This is a genomic window from Burkholderia sp. HI4860 (assembly GCF_002223045.2).
Lineage (GTDB): Bacteria > Pseudomonadota > Gammaproteobacteria > Burkholderiales > Burkholderiaceae > Burkholderia.
Map to the genome: position 1 here is coordinate 2,860,025 of NZ_NKFO02000003.1, position 18,718 is coordinate 2,878,742.

Consider the following 18,718-nt stretch of genomic DNA (forward strand, 5'->3'; position numbering starts at 1 on the left):
CTGCCGCGCCGCACCGCGTGAGCGGGGCCGCATCAGGCTGACCGGACGGCCGATTCGCCATGTTGCGCCGGCTGCTGCAAAATCCTGTACATTGCCAGCCTTGTTCAGCCAGCCAGACACACTCGCCGTGGCCCTGTTTTCTTCTGCCCGCCCGCCCAGAACCATCCTCGTTGCCGCGCCGCGCCGTATCGGCGATGTGCTGCTGACGACGCCGCTCGTCCGTTCGCTGAAGGCCCGCTGGCCTGAAGCGCAGATCGACATGCTGGTGTTTCGCGGCACCGAAGGCGTGCTCGAGCACAATCCGGACGTGCGGCGCGTGATCGTCGTCGCGCAACGCGCGGGCTTCCGCGAGCGGCTGCGCGACGCGCTGTCGATGTGGCGCCGCTACGATCTCGCGTGCGCGGCGCTGAGTTCCGACCGGCCGCGCTTCTACAGCTGGTTCGCGGGCCGCAAGCGGGTGGGCCTCGTCGATCCGAACCGCGTGACGTGGCTCACGCGGATGATGCTGAACGGGATCGCGATCAATCACCACGAATCCGCGCATACGGTCGTCAGCACGCTGGCGCTTGCTCCCGTGATCGGCATCGAGCCGGTGTCCGAGGTCGTCGCGCCCGGCATCGGCGACGATCCGGCGCGGCGCGCGCGCTTCGACGCGTGGCTGGCCGAATCGCCGGCGATCCGCGCCGACAAGCCGCTCGTCGTGCTGCATCCGTATCCGATGTTCCGTTACAAGCAATGGCGGCTCGACGGCTGGGTCGAGATGATCGGCTGGCTGCGCGAGCAAGGCTTCGCGGTTGCGCTGTCGGGCGGCCCGGCCGACAGCGAACGCGAGTATGCGGCGCAGGTCGCGGCTGACGCGGGCGGCGACGTGCTGAACCTGGTCGGCCGCCTGACGTTCGGCGAAAGCGCCGAACTCGTGCGGCGCGCACGGCTTTTCATCGGGCCCGACACCGGCGCGACGCACGTCGCGGCCGCGACCGGCACCGACACGATCGCGCTGTTCGGCCCGTCCGACCCCGTGCGCTGGGGGCCGTGGCCGCAGCACTGGCCGGCGACCGAGAATCCGTGGCCGCTGCGTGGCTCGGGGCGGCACGGGAACGTGTGGCTGCTGCAGGGGGAGGGTGATTGCGTGCCGTGCCGGCACGAGGGCTGCGAGCGCAAGGTCGACAGCCATAGCGACTGCCTCGTCAATCTCGGTGCGCAGCGCGTGAAAGCCGCGGCGGCCGAGATGCTCGGGTTGAATCCGCCGGGCCCGGCCGAGACGGTCGTCGATACGTCGCGACTGCACCGCACCGGATCCGACTGACGCGCGGGCGACGCGCGTTTTCACGCGGTTGTCCGGTACCGGGCGGCTTGTTTGGCGACGAGCCAGCCGCCCGGCCCGTTTCCGTCGACGATCGATCGTGAAGAGCGCTGCGGTGGCCGAAGCGGGCCGCCAGCGCAGCGCAGGCCGCTGCGCGTTACGCGCTGCGCCGGATCGCCGACGTTTCGCGCGGCAGCGCCTCGGCGCGCTCGCCGCAGCCGAGCAGGATGCCGGCCAGCAGCACGATCAGGTGCCCTTCGGCGAAATCGAGCAGCAGCGAATTCGCGAGACTGCCGATCGCGAAGATCGCGAGCCAGCCGAGCAGCAGGTGCCGCGAGCGCGGATCGAGCGTGCGGCTGCCGCGCGCGATCTGCACGATCAGGTTGACGAACAGCACCAGTCCGAGCGTGCCGAGCTGCACGGCCATCAGCAGGTATTCGTTGTGCGGGTTCGACGTGAGCTGGCCTTCGGCCGCCGTCTTGCCGGCCGTGAGTCGCTCGAATTCGGATTCGAGGCCGCCCGCGCCGTAGCCGATCACCGGGCGCTGGCGATACAGTTCGAGCCCCTTCTTGTACCACTCGAGGCGCAGCCCGGTCGACGTGGCCGCGTCGCTCTGCCGGTATTGCTGCACTTCCGTCACGACCTTCGTCAGCCGGCCGTTGTGAACCGTGCACGCGGCGATCACGAGCGCGATGCCGGCCAGCACGAACACGCCGGCGGCGAGCCCCGCGCGCAGCGCCGATTGCCGGCGCAGCAACAGCACGAAACGCACGGCGACGACGAGGATCAGCAGCAGCGCGATGACCTGTCCGGTGCGACCCTGCAACATCACGAACACGTTGACGAGCGACCACGCGGCGACGCCCGCATACGCGGCGCGCGACAGCGCCGTGCGGGCTGCCAGCGCGAGATCGGCCGCCTGGTAGAACAGCAGCGCGCCGAACATGCCGGCGGCGATGTGATTCTTGAACACCCAGGCGCGTGACAGCGGCAGCTCGGTCGCGTGCGCGGGCCCGATCGCGGTCAGGCCGAGATAGTTGGTGGTCGACAGCAGCAGGACCACGCACAGCGTGCCGAACCAGCAGCGCCGCACGATCGGCGCCCAGTTCGAGTGGCGAAAGGCGAGCACGGCGAACGGCAGCAGCAGCAGCTTGTCGTACTTGGCGACCCAGTTCCACGCCTTGTTGTGCGGCGCGACCGTATAGGTGACGCTGGCGGCCAGCGCGGCCAGGATCAGCAGCGCGGCGAGCGAGGCCGGGTCGGTGACGAACGAGCGCAGGTCGCGCCAGAATTCGGGGGAAATCACGAGCGCGGCGGCGAACAGCCCGCAGAACACGTTGGTCAGCGCGGTCGAGACGGGCACCATGCAGAGCGCGGCGACGGCGAATGCGCGGGCGGCGGTCAGGCGCCGCGAGGCGGGAGCGGAAAACGAAAGCATCGGAACCTGTCGAATGGACGAATGCGGCTTGCGTACGTCGTGCTGCGCGCCGCGCGCCCCGGTGGGAGATCCGGGACGAACGGCGCAGAGTATACGCGAAGCAGCGCGCGTTTCCGTGTCGTTTTCGGGGCGCGATCAGCTGAACGCGCGCTTGATCCGCGAGCGCAGCAGCGCGCGCTTCAGACTGCCTTCCACGGCTGGCGTGTCGAGCGCGACGCGCGTGCCGGCCGGCTCGCCGCGATGCAGGTAGTGGCGGTCGAACGTCGCCTGGGTCATGCCCCATTTGTTCAGAAACTGGCGCCGACCATCGTTCTTGACGATCTTGCCCGTGCTCTTTTGCTGGAAGTGGTAGACGAGGCTGTCGCCGACCCCGATGAAGATCCGGCAGCCGGCATCCCAGAATTTCATCGAGAAGTCGTTGTCGCTGCTCATGCCGGGCGACAGCTCGCTGCTGTAGCCGCCGATCCGGTTCCACCAGTCGCGGTGCACGAGCGTCGGCGGCCAGGTCGAGCCCAGCCAGTCGGCGCGCACGAGCTTCGGCGCCGTCGCGACGAGGCCCGCCGCGTCGAAATGTTCGGCGTCGCGGCCGAAGTTGCTGACCACGACGCACGGGTTGCGCGTGTCGACCGGCTCGACCATCGTGCCCGACAGCATGAAGAGGTCGGTCGGCATCTGTTCGATGCGGCGCACGAGCGCCGTGTCCCAGCCGGGGCAGCAGAACATGTCGTCGTTCATGTAGACGACGTAGTCGCGCGTGGCGCGCGCGGCAGCCCAGTTCACCGCGTGGCAGATGCCGATGTTGGTCGGCGATGCGGTGTGCTCGATCCCTTCGCTGCGCACCCAGTCGAGCGTGCCGTCCGAGCCGTCGTTCACGTGCACGATGATCTGGTGGTCGTACGCCGAGTGGCGGCGCAGGCTGTCGACGACGAGCTTGAGGTACGGCAGGTTGTTCCAGGTCGGAATGATGATGGAGAACATGGCGGTCGGATTCGATAGTCGTCGTGGCGGGCGGCGCGTGGCGCCGCCGGTCGGGCGGGCACGCGCGGCGCGGGCAGCCCGGCATTGTAACGCCGGGCCAGCTCCCTGCCGGGCCGGCGCTCAGCGGGCCCGTTCGTGGCCGAGCTTCAGGAAGCGGTAGTACACGGTTTCCGCGTTGAACACGGCGATCATGAAGCCGGCGCGGCCGTCGAGGAAGCCGCGGCGCAGCACGTAGGTGCGCACGAACGCCCAGGCGCCGCGCGCGAGCGCCTTGCCGAAGCCGCCGCGCTGGCCGGCCGCGCGGCGCTGGCGCGCGCCGGCCGTCGAATAGGCGTCGAGCTTGCGCACGACGGTTTCGAAATCCTCGTACGAGTAGTGCATCAGCTTGCCGGACAGCCGCAGCGCGGCGCCGTCGAACACGAGGCGCTCGTGCACGAGATCGTCCGAGAAGCGCGCGGCGCCGCGCCGGAACAGCCGCGGGATCCAGTCCGGATACCAGCCGCTGTGATGGATCCACTGGCCGCAGAAGCTCGACAGGCGGTCGACCGCATAGACCTGCGCGGCCGGCGCGCGGATCGTGTCGCGGATCGACTGCGCGAGTTCCGGCGTGACGACTTCATCGGTATCGAGGGACAGGATCCAGTCGGTGTCGAGCGCGTCGAGCGCGCGGTTCTTCTGCGGGCCGAAGCCCGGCCAGTCGCGCTCGACGATCACGCGCGCGCCGTGCGCCTGCGCGATCGCGACGGTATCGTCGGTGCTGCCGCCGTCGATGACGACGACGTCGTCGGCGAACGACAGCGCGGCCAGGCACTGCGCAAGCCGCGCGGATGCGTTGAGGGCGATGAGGGCGACGCCGAGGGAGGGTTCAGCCATGAAAACGTCGGAAAAGGCGGAGAAAACGGTGAGCGGCAGTATACCCGCGGCCCGGCCGCCGGCCGCAGCGGCCATGACCGTGCCGGCCGGGGCGGTGCGGCTATAATGTTGAGCCCTTTTCGGCACCCGCCCGACAGGGCGACATCCCGGGCGGCCACGTCCGGGCGCCGCATCGCGGCTCAAGAAGGATTGCCTTGGAAACCCAGAACACTCTTCGCAAACCGATGGACGGCACGGGCACCTCGCCCGTGACGGTCCTCAAGCGCCTGTGGCCGTACATCCGGCCGCTGATCGGCATCGTGGTGCTCGCCGTGATGACGATGGGCGTCGTCGCGGCCACCGAGGCCGGGATCCCGGCGCTGCTCAAGCCGCTGCTCGACCACGGCTTCGGCTCGCACGGCAGCGACCGCGCGAAATGGTACGTGCCGATGGCCGTGATCGGGCTCGCGCTCGTGCGCGGCGTGTCGCAGTACACGTCGAATTACCTGCTCAACTACGTATCGAACCGCATCCTGCTGCAACTGCGGCTCGAGATGTTCCAGCGGATGCTGCACACGGGCGCGTCGTTCTTCCAGCGCGAGACGGCGAGCACGGTGATCAACGCGATCGTGTTCGAGGTCAACCAGATCCTGTCGGTGCTGACCGGCGTGATGGTCACGCTCGTGCGCGATTCGCTGACGGTGATCTTCCTGCTCGGCTACCTGTTCTGCCTGAACTGGCGGCTCACGCTGATCGTTGCGGTGATCCTGCCGGGCATCGGCTGGCTCGTCAGCAAGATCAACCGCCGCCTGCGCCGCCTGAACCGCGAGCACCAGACGCTGACCAACGAGCTGTCGTACATCGTCGAGGAGACGGTCGGCGGCTACAAGGTCGTCAAGGTCCACAACGGCGAAGCGTACGAGATGGACCGCTTCACGCAGATGAGCAAGCGCCTGCGCGGCTACGCGATGCGCATGACGATCTCCGGCGGCCTCGCGCAGCCGCTCACGCAGTTCCTCGCGTCGATCGCGCTCGCGGTCGTGATCACGATCGCGGTCGTGCAGTCGTCGAACGACCAGACGACGGTCGGCGGCTTCGTCGCGTTCGTCACGTCGATGCTGCTGGTGATCTCGCCGCTCAAGCATCTGATCGACGTCAACCAGCCGCTGCAGCGCGGGATGACGGCCGCCGAACTGATCTTCGGGCTGATCGACGAGCCGGCCGAGCCGCAGGGCGGCGGCCGGCCGCTCGCCCAGGCGCGCGGCGACATCGAGTTCCGCAACGTGACGTTCGACTACGGCGCGGCCGAGCGGCCGACGCTCGACCGCATCTCGTTCAAGGTCGCGCCCGGTGAAATGATCGCGCTCGCGGGCCCGTCGGGCAGCGGCAAGACGACGCTCGTGAACCTGCTGCCGCGCTTCTTCGACCCGACCGACGGGGCGATCCTGGTCGACGGCGTGCCGGTGGCCGACTACGACCTCCACGCGCTGCGCGGCCAGATGGCGATGGTCAGCCAGGACGTCGTGCTGTTCAACGACACGATCGCCGCGAACGTCGCGTACGGGCAGACGCCCGACCGCGCCCGCGTGCAGGCCGCGCTCGAGGCCGCGAACCTCGCCGATGCGGTCGCCGCGATGCCCGACGGGCTCGACACGCTCGTCGGCGGCAACGGGATGCGGCTGTCCGGCGGCCAGCGCCAGCGGCTCGCGATCGCGCGTGCGATCTACAAGGACGCGCCGATCCTGATCCTCGACGAAGCGACGTCGGCGCTCGACTCGGAATCGGAACGCCACGTGCAGGCCGCGCTCGAGCGGCTGATGGAAGGCCGCACGACGCTCGTGATCGCGCACCGGCTGTCGACGATCGAGCGGGCGGACCGCATCCTCGTGCTCGAGGCCGGCAAGATCGTCGAAGAGGGCAGCCACGACGAATTGCTGCGTCACGGCGGCCTCTACGCGCACCTGCACCGGATCCAGTACCAGCAGCAGGCGGCGTAACGCGCGGTCATATGCGCGGTCATGTGGCCCCACGATAGCGTGTGCTAGTCTTCATCGGGCAGTTCGAGTCGTTTCGTTCGACGTGACAACACGGAGGGAAGGCACGATGAAGAAGATGCACGGGATGATGCTGGCCGCGCTGATCGCGGCGGGTTTCGTCGCGCCGGCCGCGATGGCGCAGGACCACGACCACCACGACGACCAGGGCGGCCATGGCATGCAGCGCGGCCACGGCCCGAAACACATGCCGCCCGGCCAGATGCGCCATGAGGACGACGTGCCGCCGCGCTGGGCCGACCAGCCGCGCCGCGAATGGCACAAGGGCGACCGGCTTCCGCCCGAGTTCCGCGATCGCCAGTACGTGATCGACGACTGGCGCGGCTATCACCTGAGCCCGCCGCCGCGCGGCTATCAATGGGTCGGCGTCGGCGGGGATCACCTGCTGGTGCAGATCGGGTCCGGCATCGTGCTGCGGATCGGCGACTGACCTGGCCGATCGCCCGGCACGGATCGCGATGCCGCGATGCCGCGATACGCGCCGGGCAGCCGGATCAACGCGTCACTTAGCTGCCGCGTGGCGGAACCAGCGGCGCTCGATTTTCGACATCACCCAGCACACGCCCAGCGCACACACGGTGCCGAGCGTCACCTCGCCGAGCCGCATCAGCGGAATGTCCCACAGCGGGCCGTTGCCCGGAAACAGCAGCACGATCGTCGCGGTCACGCCGCCGAGCCGTGCGGCGCTGCCGACGTTCAGGCACCAGCAACAGACGATCACGACCGCGACGGTCATCGCGTACGCGACGAGGCGGTCGCCGCCGAGCGCCGCGCCGGCGAAGCCGAGCACGCCGCCGACCATCGCGCCGACGAACTGGTCGCGCGACAGCGACATCGTGTCCGAATAGTTGTGCTGCGTCACGGCGATCGCGGTGATCGCCGCCCACACGGCCTGCTCGGTGTGCAGCGCGCGGCCGATCACGTACGCGAGGCATGCGCCGCACACGGCCTGCAACGCCATCAGCCCGCCCTGGGCGAGCCGCTCGCTGAATGACAGCCCCTTGAACAGATCGAAGATCGACTGCTGGATCTGCTGGCGGGCTTCGTTGAGTGTCCTGATCGTATCCATCATGCGTTGGCCAAGAAGCGGGTAACGGCGGCGCGCCGGTGTCAGCGCGCCTGTTCGGGCGAGGCGGCGGCCGGTTCGTCGGCGGCCGCGTCACCGTTCGCGACGCGCGTTTCGGGCATCACGAGCCAGACCAGCAGTACCGCGAGCGCACCGGCGCCCGCGAGCCCGAAGAAGCTCACGGCGTTGCCGAAGTGATCGGCGACGTAGCCGGCCGCGGCCGTGCTCAGCGTCGCGCCGATCCCGGCCGCGAGCCCGAAGAGCCCGATGCACAGGTTGTAGCGGCCCTTGCCGCCCGCGACGTCGGCGGCGATCAGCGGCAGCATCACGCCGAACACGGCCGCGCTGATGCCGTCGAGCATCTGCACCGGCACCAGCAGGTACGGGCTGCTCACGCCGGCGAACAGCAGCGCGCGCACCGGCAGCGCCGAGAAGCCGAGCAGCAGGATCGGCCGGCGCCCCCAGCGTTGCGCGGAGCGGCCGACCCACGGCGACAGCATCGCGACGATGGCCTGCGGCACGATGATGCACGCGGCGATCACGAGCTGCACGTTCTCGCCCATCCCGGCCGTGACTTCGCCGGCCGCGAGGTTCAGCATCGCCGCGTTCGACAGGTGGAACAGCACGACGCACGCCGCGAAGATCAGCATCCGGCGGTCGCGCAGCAGTTCGAGCAGCGTTTCGCGTTCGCCGGCTTCGTCGCGATCGTCGGGCTTCGACGACTGCGGGATCACCTGGTGCGTCGGCTGGATCATCGCGAGCGCGAACAGCGCGGGCAGCGCGAGCACGGCGGTCAGCCAGAACACCGCGCGGGCGGAGAAATATTCGCCGGTGAGCCCCATCAGGCCCGCCGCGACCGCGCTGCCGATCGACGCCCAGCGCGCGTTGCGGCCGAGCCGGTCGCCGAGGTCGGCGCGGCCGACGAGCGAGAACGAGATCGCGGCCATGGCCGGCACGAGCATGCAGCTCGCGAAGCCGTGGAACACCTCGGCGGCGATCACCGGCACGATCGTCGGGCTCGACGCGAGCAGCACCGCGGACAGGATGATGGCCGCGATCGCCCACGCGGCCGCGCCTTTCTTGTTCTTCAGCGCATCGACGGCCGCGCCGCCCGGCACCTGGCTCACCATTGCGCTGATCGTGCCGATCGACAGCACCATGCCGATCTCGCCCTGCGTCCACTTGTGCGACGCGAGGTAGGACGCGATGAACGGACCGAACCCTGTTTGAACGTTTGCAACGAAGAAGTTGAGCCAGTCGAGGGACCGGAGACTGCGTGCGCTGACGGAATGCTTGATCGTCATCGGGTCGCGCTCGCAGACGAAGCCGGTGCCGGGGCAACGGGCGGGAAAACCGCGACGATCGGCTTGTCGGCCGCGTAGGGCGGCGACGCCTTGATCTGTGCGTCGTTCAGGTCGAGCTGCGGGCGCAGCGCCTTGTCGCGCATGACGAAGCGCAGCGCGCCCCAGCTCGCGGCGATCGAACGGCGGTCGGTATTGACGAGGCCGCCGAGGTCGAGCACGACCGCCTGCGGCTGCGATGCGCGGTCGATCAGCACGTCGACGATCCGGCCGATCTTCGTGCCGTTCGGGCGCTCGACGTCGCTGTCGAGCATCGGCAGCCGCGTCGCGGGCGAGGCGGCTGCCGAACCGGACAGCGGCACGGCCTTGGGCCGCGCGGCCGGCGGCAGGTCGCCCGACGGCACGTCGAGCACGATTGGCTCCTGTTTGCCGCCCGGCGTGAAGCGGAACACGTTCCACGGGAAGATGACCTTGCGGTCGCCCACGCCCATGAAGCCCTGCAGGTTCACGATCATCTCGCGCGGCTTGCCGCTCGCGTCGGTCACCATGTCGACTGCGCGGCCGATCACCTTGCCGTTGCGGCGCGCGACTTCGCTGTCGAGCAGCGCATGGATCTGGGTGCGGTCGAGCGGGCGCGTCGCGACGATCGGCGGCGGAGGCGGCGGGGGCGGTGTCGGCGATTCGGGGCGTTGCACGGGCTTCGGCCGCGTGACTTCGCGGTGCGGCTTCTTCGGCGCTTCCGGTTCCTCCGGGTGCGTCGGCGCGGGCACGGGCGGCATCGTCAGCGGTTCGCCGGCGGTTTCCTCGACGGGCTCGACGAGCGCCTCGCTGATCGGCGCGGGCGGATTCTGCACCGGCAGCAGCCCGCAGCCGGACAGCAGCGTGGCGGCGGCGAGGATCAGGAAAACCGTCGAGGACGGCAACGACTTGCTGCGGGATGCGGGAAACGGAAGTCCGCCGCTCATTGACACTCACTCCATGGGTCGGGGGCGGCCCGGAGGCACGCGGCTGGCGATGGAAGGCGGGTGCGGGCGGCGCACCACGCGAGGTGAGATTTTAACGTGTCTTGCTTTCAGGTCCGATTTCGATGGCTGGCTGGAGGCGGACTGTCGGGAAAAGGAAGGGATCGCGGGGTGGGGAAGGGGGGATGCCGCTAAGGCCAAGGCTAAGGCTAAGGCTAAGGCTAAGGCTAAGGCTAAGGCTAAGGCTAAGGCTAAGGCTAAGGCTAAGGCTAAGGCTAAGGCTAAGGCGCCCGATCGTCTGCGACGATGCGGGCGCCGTGCCGGCCTGCCGCTTACTTGACCAGCGCGCCGAGCGTCGTCGTCACGGGGGCGAGCACGCCGCCGCCCGTTTTCGAGAGCGCACCGGTGCCGCTGCCGCCCGTCAGCCCCGCGACGGGCGAGCCGCCGGCTGCGCCCGACACCGCTCCCGTCACGGTGCCGACCGCCGACGTGAGCGCACCTGCCGGGTTGCTGCCGCCCGTCGCGCCGCCGAGGGCGCCGGTCGACAAGAGCCCCGTGACCGGCGCGAGTGGGCTCGTCGTGGCGCCGCCACCGCCCAGCAGCGCCGTGCCGGCGGTGGCCACCGTGTTGCCGGTCGCGGTCACGACGTTGCCGACGCCGGTCGTCACCGGATTCCCGCCGGTTTTCGCGATCGTCGTGCCGGCGTTCGCGACGCCGTTGCCGACCGTCGTCACGAGGTTCGTGAGCGGTGCGCCGAGCGGCGTGCTCGACGCGACGGTCTGCGTGACCGACCCGGCCTGCGTCGTAATCGGCGTGATCGCCGAGCTGGCGGCGCCCGTGACCTGCGCGACGGGGCCGGTCGACAACTGCGTGCCGAGCGTCGCACCGCCGCCCGCGATCGTGTTGCCGAGCATCGTGACCGCGCCGCCGACCGGCGACGTGACGGGCGCGAGCGGCGCCAGCGCCGAACCGCTGGCACCGAGGCTCGACACGACGCCGCCGGCCGCCGCGACCGCGTTGCCGAGGTTCGTGACCACGCCGCCGGTGCTCGCGACCGTCGTGCCGACCGGGTTCGACGATGCGCCGAGCTGGCCGAGCCCCGAGCCGAGGCCGGTGCCGAGCGTCGTGACGGCCGCGCCGGCATCCTGCACGACCGTGCCGAGACCTTGCGTGGTCGACGCATTGGCGCCGGGCACCGACTGGCCCGCGATCGTCGTGCCGACGCTCGATACCGCTCCGCCCGCGGCCGTCACGATGTTGCTGGACGAGTCGATCGTCTGGCCGAGCGCATTGGCGGATGCGCCGCTGCCCGCCGAGCCGGTGCCCGAGCCGCTGCCGCTGCCCGTGCTGCCGACGGTCGAGCCGCTGCCGGAACCGCTGCCCGAGCCGTTGCTCGTGCCGCCGGTCGTGGCGGTCGTGTCGCCCGAACCCGATCCTGCGCCGCCGGTGCCCTGGCTCAGCGAGCCGGAGCCGCCGCACGCGGACAGCGACACCAGCGCTGCGACGCCCGCCGCGATCATGATCATTCGGAGTCCTGCCTGATAGGTGGTCGGCGTATCCATGTCGTCCTCGTATTCGTTGGAGAGTAGGGTCAGGCGGCCTTCGCGTGCGTCAATGTGTCGCTGCGATGGGGAAGCGGCGGGCGCATCGTCGGTCGTCTCCCTGATTGACCTGTCGCCGTGTCGCGTTTTCGCCCGTACCGGAATCCGGAGCATCTGTCGGGCGAGCGATTTGCATTCTTTCGTCTTGCTTGCCGATCGCACCGCAAAACATCGGATTCCTGGCGATCAGAGTAGGTCTGCCGGCGCGAGCCGTCCTTTAAGCAACGTTAAATTGAAGTAAGCGTCCGATTCACTGCCGAAATCGGGGTAATCACCGTCGACGCGGCGGAAATCGTGTGCGTCGGTGCCGGTGGCGCGGATGTCGCGCGCTGGCGGGAGAGGATGGGAGGCGAGGCGGGGGGAGCGGGGCGGCGCCGGCCTCACCCGCCGTGGCGGCGGGCAGGCGCGGGCGCTGCGCGAGGGGCGTGAAGCCGGAAACTCAGGCTTCCGGGTACCACGCGTCGCTGAATTCGCTGACCTTGACGTCGGTCAGTTCCGGCCGTGCGGCCAGCCAGCCGCGCACGAGTTCGCGGTCGGCGTCGGTCGTCGTGCCGCGCGGCGCGCCGGAAATCACGTAAGCGCCGATGCCTTCGTCCGCCGACGCGACGGTCAGCAGCCCGTTCGCTTCGACGAAGTCGATGAACGCGTCGATCAGTTCGCCGCGCTCGAGGTCGGTCATTTCGTTGCGGTAATGCGCGGTGGCGTTGAACGCGAGTTCCTGGAATTCGCCGATATGGAGTTTCTTGCGCTGGCGGCGGTTGTGGCCTTGGCTCATGGTGTGTGGTGAATGCGAAAAGGGTGGGGTGAAAGGGCGGCGGCGGGTGCCGGCGCGACATGCGCGGGCGGCCCGGGCGCCGCATCGAAGCGCCGCGCGGCGATGCCGGCGGCGGATGGACGGAACGTTACATCAGCACGATATCGTACTGCTCCTGGCTCAGGTTCGATTCGACCTGCAGCGACACCGGCTTGCCGATGAAGTCGATCAGCATCGCGAGATGCTGCGACTCCTCGTCGAGGAACAGGTCGATCACCTGCTGCGCGGCGATCACGCGGAATTCGCGCGGGTTGAACTGCCGCGACTCGCGCAGGATCTCGCGCAGGATGTCGTAGCACACGGTGCGCGACGTCTTCACCTGGCCCTTGCCCTGGCAGGTCGGGCACGGTTCGCACAGCACGTGCGCGAGCGATTCGCGCGTGCGCTTGCGCGTCATCTCGACGAGCCCGAGCTGCGAGAACCCGTTGACGGTCACGCGCGTGCGGTCGCGCGACAGCGCCTTCTTCAACTCGGACAGCACCGCGTCGCGATGCTCGGCGTTCTCCATGTCGATGAAGTCGATGATGATGATCCCGCCGAGGTTGCGCAGCCGCAGCTGCCGCGCGATCGTATGCGCGGCCTCGAGGTTGGTCTTGAAGATCGTGTCGTCGAAGTTGCGCGCGCCGACGTAGCCGCCCGTGTTCACGTCGATCGTCGTCATCGCCTCGGTCTGGTCGATCATCAGGTAACCGCCCGACTTCAGGTCGACGCGGCGCGACAGCGCGCGCTGGATCTCCGTCTCGATGTTGTACAGGTCGAACAGCGGACGCTCGCCGGTGTAGTGGTGCAGCTTCGGGCTCACGGCCGGCGTGAATTCGCCCGCGAATTCCGACAGGCGCTGGTACGTCTCGCGCGAATCGACCTGGATGCGCGTCGTGTCGTCGTTCGCGAAATCGCGCAGCACGCGCTGCGCGAGATCGAGATCCTGGTACAGCAGGCTCGTCGCCGGCAGCCGCTGTGCCTGGGCGACGATCGTCGCCCACGTCTTGCGCAGGTACGTGACGTCGCCGGCGAGTTCGTCGGAGGTGGCATCCTCGGCGATCGTGCGCACGATGTAGCCGCCTTTCTCGTCCGGCGGGATCACGGCAGTCAGGCGCGCGCGCACGGCCTCGCGTTCGGCCTCGCTCTCGATCTTCTGCGAGATGCCGATATGCGGCTCCTGCGGCAGGTAGACGAGCGTGCGGCCCGCAATGCTGACCTGCGTCGACAGCCGCGCGCCCTTCGTGCCGATCGGATCCTTGATCACCTGGACCATCAGCGTCTGGCCTTCGAACACGATCTTCTCGATCGGCTGGTGCGGCGTGCCCGACTGCGGCTCGCCCGCGAGGCGCGGATGCCAGATGTCGGCGACGTGCAGGAACGCCGCGCGTTCGAGGCCGATGTCGATGAACGCCGACTGCATGCCGGGCAGCACGCGCACGACCTTGCCGAGATAGATGTTGCCGACCCGCCCGCGCGACAGCGTGCGCTCGACGTGAAGCTCCTGCACCGCGCCTTGCTGGACGAGTGCGACCCGCGTTTCCTGCGGCGTGAGGTTGATCAGGATTTCTTCGTTCATGGTGGGTTCAGAAGGCGACGCGCGCGGCACGCAGCAGCGCGGCAGTCTCAAAAAGGGGCAGACCCATGATACCTGAATGGGACCCGTCGATTCGCTCGATGAACTCGGCGGCGCGCCCCTGGATCGCGTATGCGCCGGCCTTGCCGAACGGCTCGCCCGATGCGACGTAGCGCGCGTACGCGTCGCGCGACGCGGCCGCGAAGCGCACCGACGAGCGCGACAGCGCGGGCGGCAGCAGTTCGCCGTCGGCATCGATCACGGCGACGGCGGTCAGCACCAAGTGTTCGCGGCCGGCGAGGCGCGTCAGCATCGCGAGCGCGTCGTCGGCGTCGGCCGGCTTGCCGAGGATCGCGCCGTCGATCGTGACGGTCGTATCGGCGACCAGCACCGGCGAGGCCGGCTTGCCGCTCGCGACGAGGCGTGCACGCGCAGCCTCGGCTTTGGCGATGGTCACGCGCCGCACGTACGCATCGGCGGCTTCGCCGGGCAGTTCGGCCTCGAGCGCTTCGGCATCCTCGTCGGGGCGCGGCAGCAGCAGCTCGAAGCGTACGCCGATCTGTTGCAGGAGCTCCTGGCGGCGCGGGCTTTGCGAAGCGAGGTAAAGGGTCGGGAAATGCGCGGGGGGCGTGCTGGACGGCATGGTGTCGTTATCTCGGTGTGCGCGCGTGGCGCGCGTCTCGAGGACGACACGTCATGCGCGGTGGTAGGGGTGATTCTGCGTGATGCTCCACGCCCGGTAAAGCTGTTCGGCGAGCAGCACGCGCACCATCCCGTGCGGCAGCGTCATGCTCGAGATGCGCAGCAGCGTGTCGGCGCGTGCTTTCAGTTCGGGATCGAGCCCGTCGGCGCCGCCGATCACGAACGCGACGTCGCGGCCGTCCTGCTGCCAGCCGGGCAGCGCCTGCGCGAGCTGCATCGTGGTCCAGTCGCGGCCGCGCTCGTCGAGCGCGACGAGGCGAGCGCCCTTCGGCAGCGCGGCCTCGATCTTCTGCCGCTCGGCCGCCATCACGCTCTCGGCGCTGCGACCGCCCGAACGCAGTTCAGGCTTGATCTCGCGCAACTCGATGCGCAGCTCGGGCGGCATCCGCTTCGTGTATTCGTCGAAGCCGGATGCGATCCAGCCCGGCATCTTGTGGCCGACCGCAAGGATGAAAAGCTTCATCGGAAGACGCTTGACGACTCGGGGCTCAACGGCGGCGGGCGGCCGTCTTGCGCGCCGGGCGGGCGGGCGCGGCTTCCTCTTCTTCTTCGTCGTCGCCTTCGCTGGCCTGGGCGAAGCCGTTGCCCTTGCCGCCGCCGAGCTTCATCCGTACGGGCTTGTCGCCCCAGATTTCCTCGAGGTTGTAGTACTGGCGCAGGGCCGGTTGCAGGATGTGCACGATTGCGTCGCCGCAGTCGACGAGCACCCATTCGCCGGTGTCTTCGCCTTCCGAGCTGACGATGTCGCCGCCGGCTTCCTTGACCTTGTCACGCACGCTCGACGCGAGCGCCTTGGTCTGGCGGTTGGAGGTGCCCGAAGCGACGACCACGCGGTCGAACAGTTCGGTCAGGTGGCTGGTGTTGAACACCTTGATGTCTTGCGCCTTGACGTCTTCGAGGGCGTCGACGATCACGCGCTGCAGTTTGCGAATATCCATGGATTCAGGAATGGTAGAGGCGATGTTGAAGAATATAGGCCCATACGGCGGCCGGCACATGCTCGGCCGATGCGTCGGGCATTTGCGCATGGCGCGCGATGCATTCGCGCAGGTGGGCGCGGATGTCGGTCGCGGCAATGTCGAACGAAAGGGTCGTATCGATCAGCAGGTGGCCTGCCGGCGTGGCCTTGAGCACGTCGGCGCCGGCCTGCCGCGCGGCGATTTCCTGCGCGACGTCCGGCGGCGCCGCGCCGAGGTCGAAACCCGGGCGCGTCGCCACGCAGATGTGCGCGTAGTCGAACAGCGTGCGCCAGTCGCGCCACGTGTCGAGGCGCACGAGCTGGTCGGCGCCGATCAGCAGCGACAGCGATGCGCCCGGGCCGATCCGCTCGCGCCAGCGCGCGAGCGTCTCGACCGTGTAGGTCGGGCCGGCGTGCTCGATCTCGTCGGTGGCGACGGTCACGGTCACGCCCGGCACGGACAGCGATCCGGCGGCCGCGCGCGTCATCGCGAGCCGATGCTCGGCGGCCGACACGTCGCGCTTCTGGTACGGCTGCCCGGCGGGCAGCAGCACGAGTTCGGTCAGGCCGAGCAGCTCGGCGAACCGGCGCGCGAGCGCGAGATGGCCGTCGTGGATCGGGTCGAAAGTGCCGCCCAGCAAGCCGATACGACGCGGCAGCGGGGCGGGGCGGGCAGTGGTGTCCAGAAACGCGTCCTTTGCTTGAAACAGGGTCAGACCCAGTCGCGCGGCACGATGAAGTCGCTGTACAGGCGCGCTTCCGGCGAGCCCGGCTCGGGCTGCCAGTTGTAGCGCCAGTTCGCGACCGGCGGCATCGACATCAGGATCGACTCGGTCCGGCCGCCGCTTTGCAGGCCGAACAGCGTGCCGCGATCGAACACGAGGTTGAATTCGACGTAGCGGCCGCGGCGGTACGCCTGGAAGTCGCGCTCGCGCTCGCCGTACGGCAGCTCGGCGCGCCGCTCGACGATCGGCAGGTAGGCTTGCAGGAACGCGTCGCCGACGCTTTGCATCATGTCAAACGAGCGTTCGAAACCGGGCTCCGAGAAATCGTCGAAGAAGATCCCGCCGATGCCGCGCATCTCGTTGCGGTGCTTCAGGAAGAAATACTCGTCGCACCACTTCTTGAAGCGCGGGTAGAGCTCGACGCCGAACGGGTCGAGCGCATCCTTGCAGGTCTGGTGGAAATGCCGGGCGTCGTCCTCGAAACCGTAAACCGGTGTCAGATCCATGCCGCCGCCGAACCAGAACACGGGCTCCTCGCCCGGTTTCGTCGCGATCAGCATCCGCACGTTCATGTGTACGGTCGGGCAGTACGGATTGCGCGGGTGCAGCACCAGCGACACACCGAGCGCCTCGAAGCCGCGGCCCGCGAGCTGCGGGCGCGCCGCGCTCGCCGACGGCGGCAGCGCATCGCCCGCGACGTCGGAAAAGCCGATCCCCGCGCGTTCGAACACGCGGCCGCCTTCGAGAATCCGCGTGCAGCCGCCGCCGCGCAGGCGTTCGGCCGGCCCGCGTTGCCATGCGTCGGTCGCGAGCGGCGTACCGTCGAGCGCGCCGAGCGCGTCGGCGATGCGTGTCTGCAGGCCCTGGAGGTACGTGCGCACGCGCGCCACGTCGTAGGTCGAATCGGTCATGTCTGGACTGGGTGCCCCCGCCCGAAGCGGGGGCCGTAAAAAAGGCTTCTGCCGGGCATTCTAACGAACCCCGGCAGAGGGGCCGCCGCCGCGCGCGGGCGGGGCGGCAATTGCAACGTCACGCGCTCTTGCGGTTGAGTGCGCGGAAGCCGATGTCGCGGCGGTACTGCATGCCTTCGAAATTGATCTGGTTGATCGTCTCGTACGCATGCTGTTGCGCTTCGCGCACCGAATCGGCGAGGCCGACCACGCACAGCACGCGGCCGCCGGACGTCGTCAGCTTGTCGCCGTCGAGCGTCGTGCCTGCATGGAACGTGACGGCCTGTTCGGTCTCGGCCGGGATCCCGTTGATGCGGTCGCCCTTGCGCGGCGCGTCCGGATAACCGTGCGCGGCCAGCACGACGCCCAGCGCGGTGCGGCGGTCCCAGTCGAGCTCGACCGTGTCGAGCGTGCCCGCGATCGCCTGCTCGACGACCTTCGAGAAATCGCTCTTCAGGCGCGCCATGATCGGCTGCGTTTCCGGGTCGCCCATCCGGCAGTTGAACTCGAGCGTGCGCGGATTGCCTTCCTTGTCGATCATCAGGCCCGCATACAGGAAGCCCGTGAAGCGGATGCCGTCCTTCTCCATCCCGCGCACGGTCGGCATGATGATCTCGCGCATCACGCGTGCGTGCATCTGCGGCGTGACGATCGGCGCGGGCGAATACGCACCCATGCCGCCGGTGTTCGGGCCGCGGTCTTCATCCAGCAGGCGCTTGTGGTCCTGGCTGGACGCCAGCGCCAGCGCGTGCTTGCCGTCGACCATCACGATGAAGCTCGCTTCCTCGCCGTCGAGGAATTCCTCGATCACGACACGCGCGCCGGCGTCGCCGAGCTTGTTACCCGACAGCATCATGTCGACGGCTTCGTGCGCTTCTTCCAGCGTCATCGCGACGACGACGCCCTTGCCCGCCGCGAGGCCGTCGGCCTTCACGACGATCGGCGCACCTTTCGCGTCGATGTACGCGTGCGCGGCGGCGACGTCGGAGAACGTTTCGTACTCGGCGGTCGGGATGCCGTGGCGCTTCATGAACGCCTTCGCGAAATCCTTCGAGCTCTCGAGCTGCGCGGCTTCGCGGGTCGGGCCGAAGACCTTCAGCCCACGCGCGCGGAACAGGTTGACGATGCCGGCCGCGAGCGGCGCTTCCGGCCCGACGAGCGTGAACGCGACGCCTTCGCGCTCCGCGAAATCGGCGAGTTCGTCGAGCGCCGTGATGTCGACGTTCTTCAGGCGCTCGTCCTGCGCCGTGCCGCCATTGCCGGGCGCGACGTAGACCATCTGGACGCGCGGCGACTGCGCGAGCTTCCACGCCAGCGCATGTTCGCGGCCGCCGGAACCGACGACGAGTAGTTTCATGGGATTCCCCGCAGACTAGAAAACAGGGCGGCCGGCACGCTCAGGCGCGCCGGCCGCGGATTCGGTCGGGCCGCCGCCGCGACAGGAACACGGCGGCCGGCA

Annotated in this window: 18 protein-coding genes; 3 read left to right on the top strand and 15 right to left on the bottom strand. The window is 69.1% G+C overall.

What is annotated here, in order from left to right; all coding sequences use genetic code 11:
* Window positions 1–127 precede the first annotated feature (127 nt).
* Window positions 128–1,306: a glycosyltransferase family 9 protein gene (locus tag CFB34_RS28620; RefSeq protein ID WP_089440704.1), complete on the top strand. Its 1,179-nt coding sequence runs from the start codon at window positions 128–130 to the stop codon at window positions 1,304–1,306.
* Between the two features lie 154 nt (window positions 1,307–1,460).
* Here the strand turns inward: CFB34_RS28620 and CFB34_RS28625 are convergent, their stop codons facing one another.
* The 3 genes from CFB34_RS28625 to CFB34_RS28635 all read right to left on the bottom strand — a co-directional run bounded on the left by CFB34_RS28625 (window position 1,461) and on the right by CFB34_RS28635 (window position 4,592).
* On the bottom strand, window positions 1,461–2,741 hold the full coding sequence (locus CFB34_RS28625) for an O-antigen ligase family protein (protein ID WP_089440703.1): 1,281 nt from the start codon (window positions 2,739–2,741) through the stop codon (window positions 1,461–1,463).
* Between the two features lie 135 nt (window positions 2,742–2,876).
* Window positions 2,877–3,719 carry a glycosyltransferase gene (locus tag CFB34_RS28630; RefSeq protein WP_089440702.1) on the bottom strand — a complete coding sequence of 281 codons (843 nt, stop codon included), beginning with the start codon at window positions 3,717–3,719 and terminating at the stop codon, window positions 2,877–2,879.
* A gap of 120 nt (window positions 3,720–3,839) precedes the next feature.
* Window positions 3,840–4,592: a glycosyltransferase family 2 protein gene (locus tag CFB34_RS28635; RefSeq protein WP_089440701.1), complete on the bottom strand. Its 753-nt coding sequence runs from the start codon at window positions 4,590–4,592 to the stop codon at window positions 3,840–3,842.
* A 224-nt stretch (window positions 4,593–4,816) separates the two neighbouring features.
* Between CFB34_RS28635 and msbA the strand changes: the two genes are divergently transcribed.
* Both msbA and CFB34_RS28645 read left to right on the top strand, forming a co-directional pair.
* The gene (msbA, locus tag CFB34_RS28640) at window positions 4,817–6,568 is read left to right on the top strand and encodes a lipid A export permease/ATP-binding protein MsbA (protein ID WP_242808737.1); all 1,752 of its coding nucleotides are present in this window, start codon (window positions 4,817–4,819) and stop codon (window positions 6,566–6,568) included.
* 106 nt (window positions 6,569–6,674) lie between these two features.
* A complete protein-coding gene (locus CFB34_RS28645) occupies window positions 6,675–7,055 on the top strand; it encodes an RcnB family protein (RefSeq protein WP_089440699.1) in 381 nt (126 codons plus the stop codon).
* Between the two features lie 72 nt (window positions 7,056–7,127).
* Here the strand turns inward: CFB34_RS28645 and CFB34_RS28650 are convergent, their stop codons facing one another.
* The 12 genes from CFB34_RS28650 to purD form a co-directional block, all read right to left on the bottom strand.
* On the bottom strand, window positions 7,128–7,694 hold the full coding sequence (locus CFB34_RS28650) for an FUSC family protein (RefSeq protein ID WP_089426010.1): 567 nt from the start codon (window positions 7,692–7,694) through the stop codon (window positions 7,128–7,130).
* Between the two features lie 41 nt (window positions 7,695–7,735).
* The gene (locus CFB34_RS28655) at window positions 7,736–8,995 is read right to left on the bottom strand and encodes an MFS transporter (RefSeq protein ID WP_089440698.1); all 1,260 of its coding nucleotides are present in this window, start codon (window positions 8,993–8,995) and stop codon (window positions 7,736–7,738) included.
* Window positions 8,992–9,957 (bottom strand): PRC-barrel domain-containing protein, encoded by a 966-nt coding sequence (locus CFB34_RS28660; RefSeq protein WP_089440697.1) that lies wholly within the window; start codon window positions 9,955–9,957, stop codon window positions 8,992–8,994. Before CFB34_RS28660 ends, CFB34_RS28655 begins: the two co-directional genes overlap by 4 nt.
* Before the next feature lie 329 nt (window positions 9,958–10,286).
* Window positions 10,287–11,516: a collagen-like triple helix repeat-containing protein gene (locus CFB34_RS28665; protein WP_089440695.1), complete on the bottom strand. Its 1,230-nt coding sequence runs from the start codon at window positions 11,514–11,516 to the stop codon at window positions 10,287–10,289.
* Between the two features lie 478 nt (window positions 11,517–11,994).
* Complete coding sequence (locus tag CFB34_RS28670) at window positions 11,995–12,330, bottom strand: 50S ribosome-binding protein YggL (RefSeq protein ID WP_089440694.1); 336 nt, start codon at window positions 12,328–12,330, stop codon at window positions 11,995–11,997.
* 127 nt (window positions 12,331–12,457) lie between these two features.
* The gene (gene rng / locus CFB34_RS28675; protein WP_069248507.1) at window positions 12,458–13,927 is read right to left on the bottom strand and encodes a ribonuclease G; all 1,470 of its coding nucleotides are present in this window, start codon (window positions 13,925–13,927) and stop codon (window positions 12,458–12,460) included.
* A gap of 7 nt (window positions 13,928–13,934) precedes the next feature.
* Window positions 13,935–14,567: a Maf family protein gene (locus CFB34_RS28680; protein ID WP_089440693.1), complete on the bottom strand. Its 633-nt coding sequence runs from the start codon at window positions 14,565–14,567 to the stop codon at window positions 13,935–13,937.
* A 51-nt stretch (window positions 14,568–14,618) separates the two neighbouring features.
* Window positions 14,619–15,089, bottom strand: coding sequence for a 23S rRNA (pseudouridine(1915)-N(3))-methyltransferase RlmH (rlmH, locus tag CFB34_RS28685; protein WP_011352746.1), 471 nt, complete (start codon window positions 15,087–15,089; stop codon window positions 14,619–14,621).
* Between the two features lie 25 nt (window positions 15,090–15,114).
* On the bottom strand, window positions 15,115–15,564 hold the full coding sequence (gene rsfS, locus CFB34_RS28690) for a ribosome silencing factor (RefSeq protein ID WP_089440692.1): 450 nt from the start codon (window positions 15,562–15,564) through the stop codon (window positions 15,115–15,117).
* Between the two features lie 4 nt (window positions 15,565–15,568).
* Complete coding sequence (locus CFB34_RS28695) at window positions 15,569–16,300, bottom strand: nicotinate-nucleotide adenylyltransferase (RefSeq protein WP_089440691.1); 732 nt, start codon at window positions 16,298–16,300, stop codon at window positions 15,569–15,571.
* A complete protein-coding gene (gene hemF, locus CFB34_RS28700; RefSeq protein WP_039370475.1) occupies window positions 16,297–17,220 on the bottom strand; it encodes an oxygen-dependent coproporphyrinogen oxidase in 924 nt (307 codons plus the stop codon). Before hemF ends, CFB34_RS28695 begins: the two co-directional genes overlap by 4 nt.
* A gap of 118 nt (window positions 17,221–17,338) precedes the next feature.
* Complete coding sequence (purD, locus tag CFB34_RS28705; RefSeq protein ID WP_039370477.1) at window positions 17,339–18,616, bottom strand: phosphoribosylamine--glycine ligase; 1,278 nt, start codon at window positions 18,614–18,616, stop codon at window positions 17,339–17,341.
* Window positions 18,617–18,718: the final 102 nt, after the last annotated feature.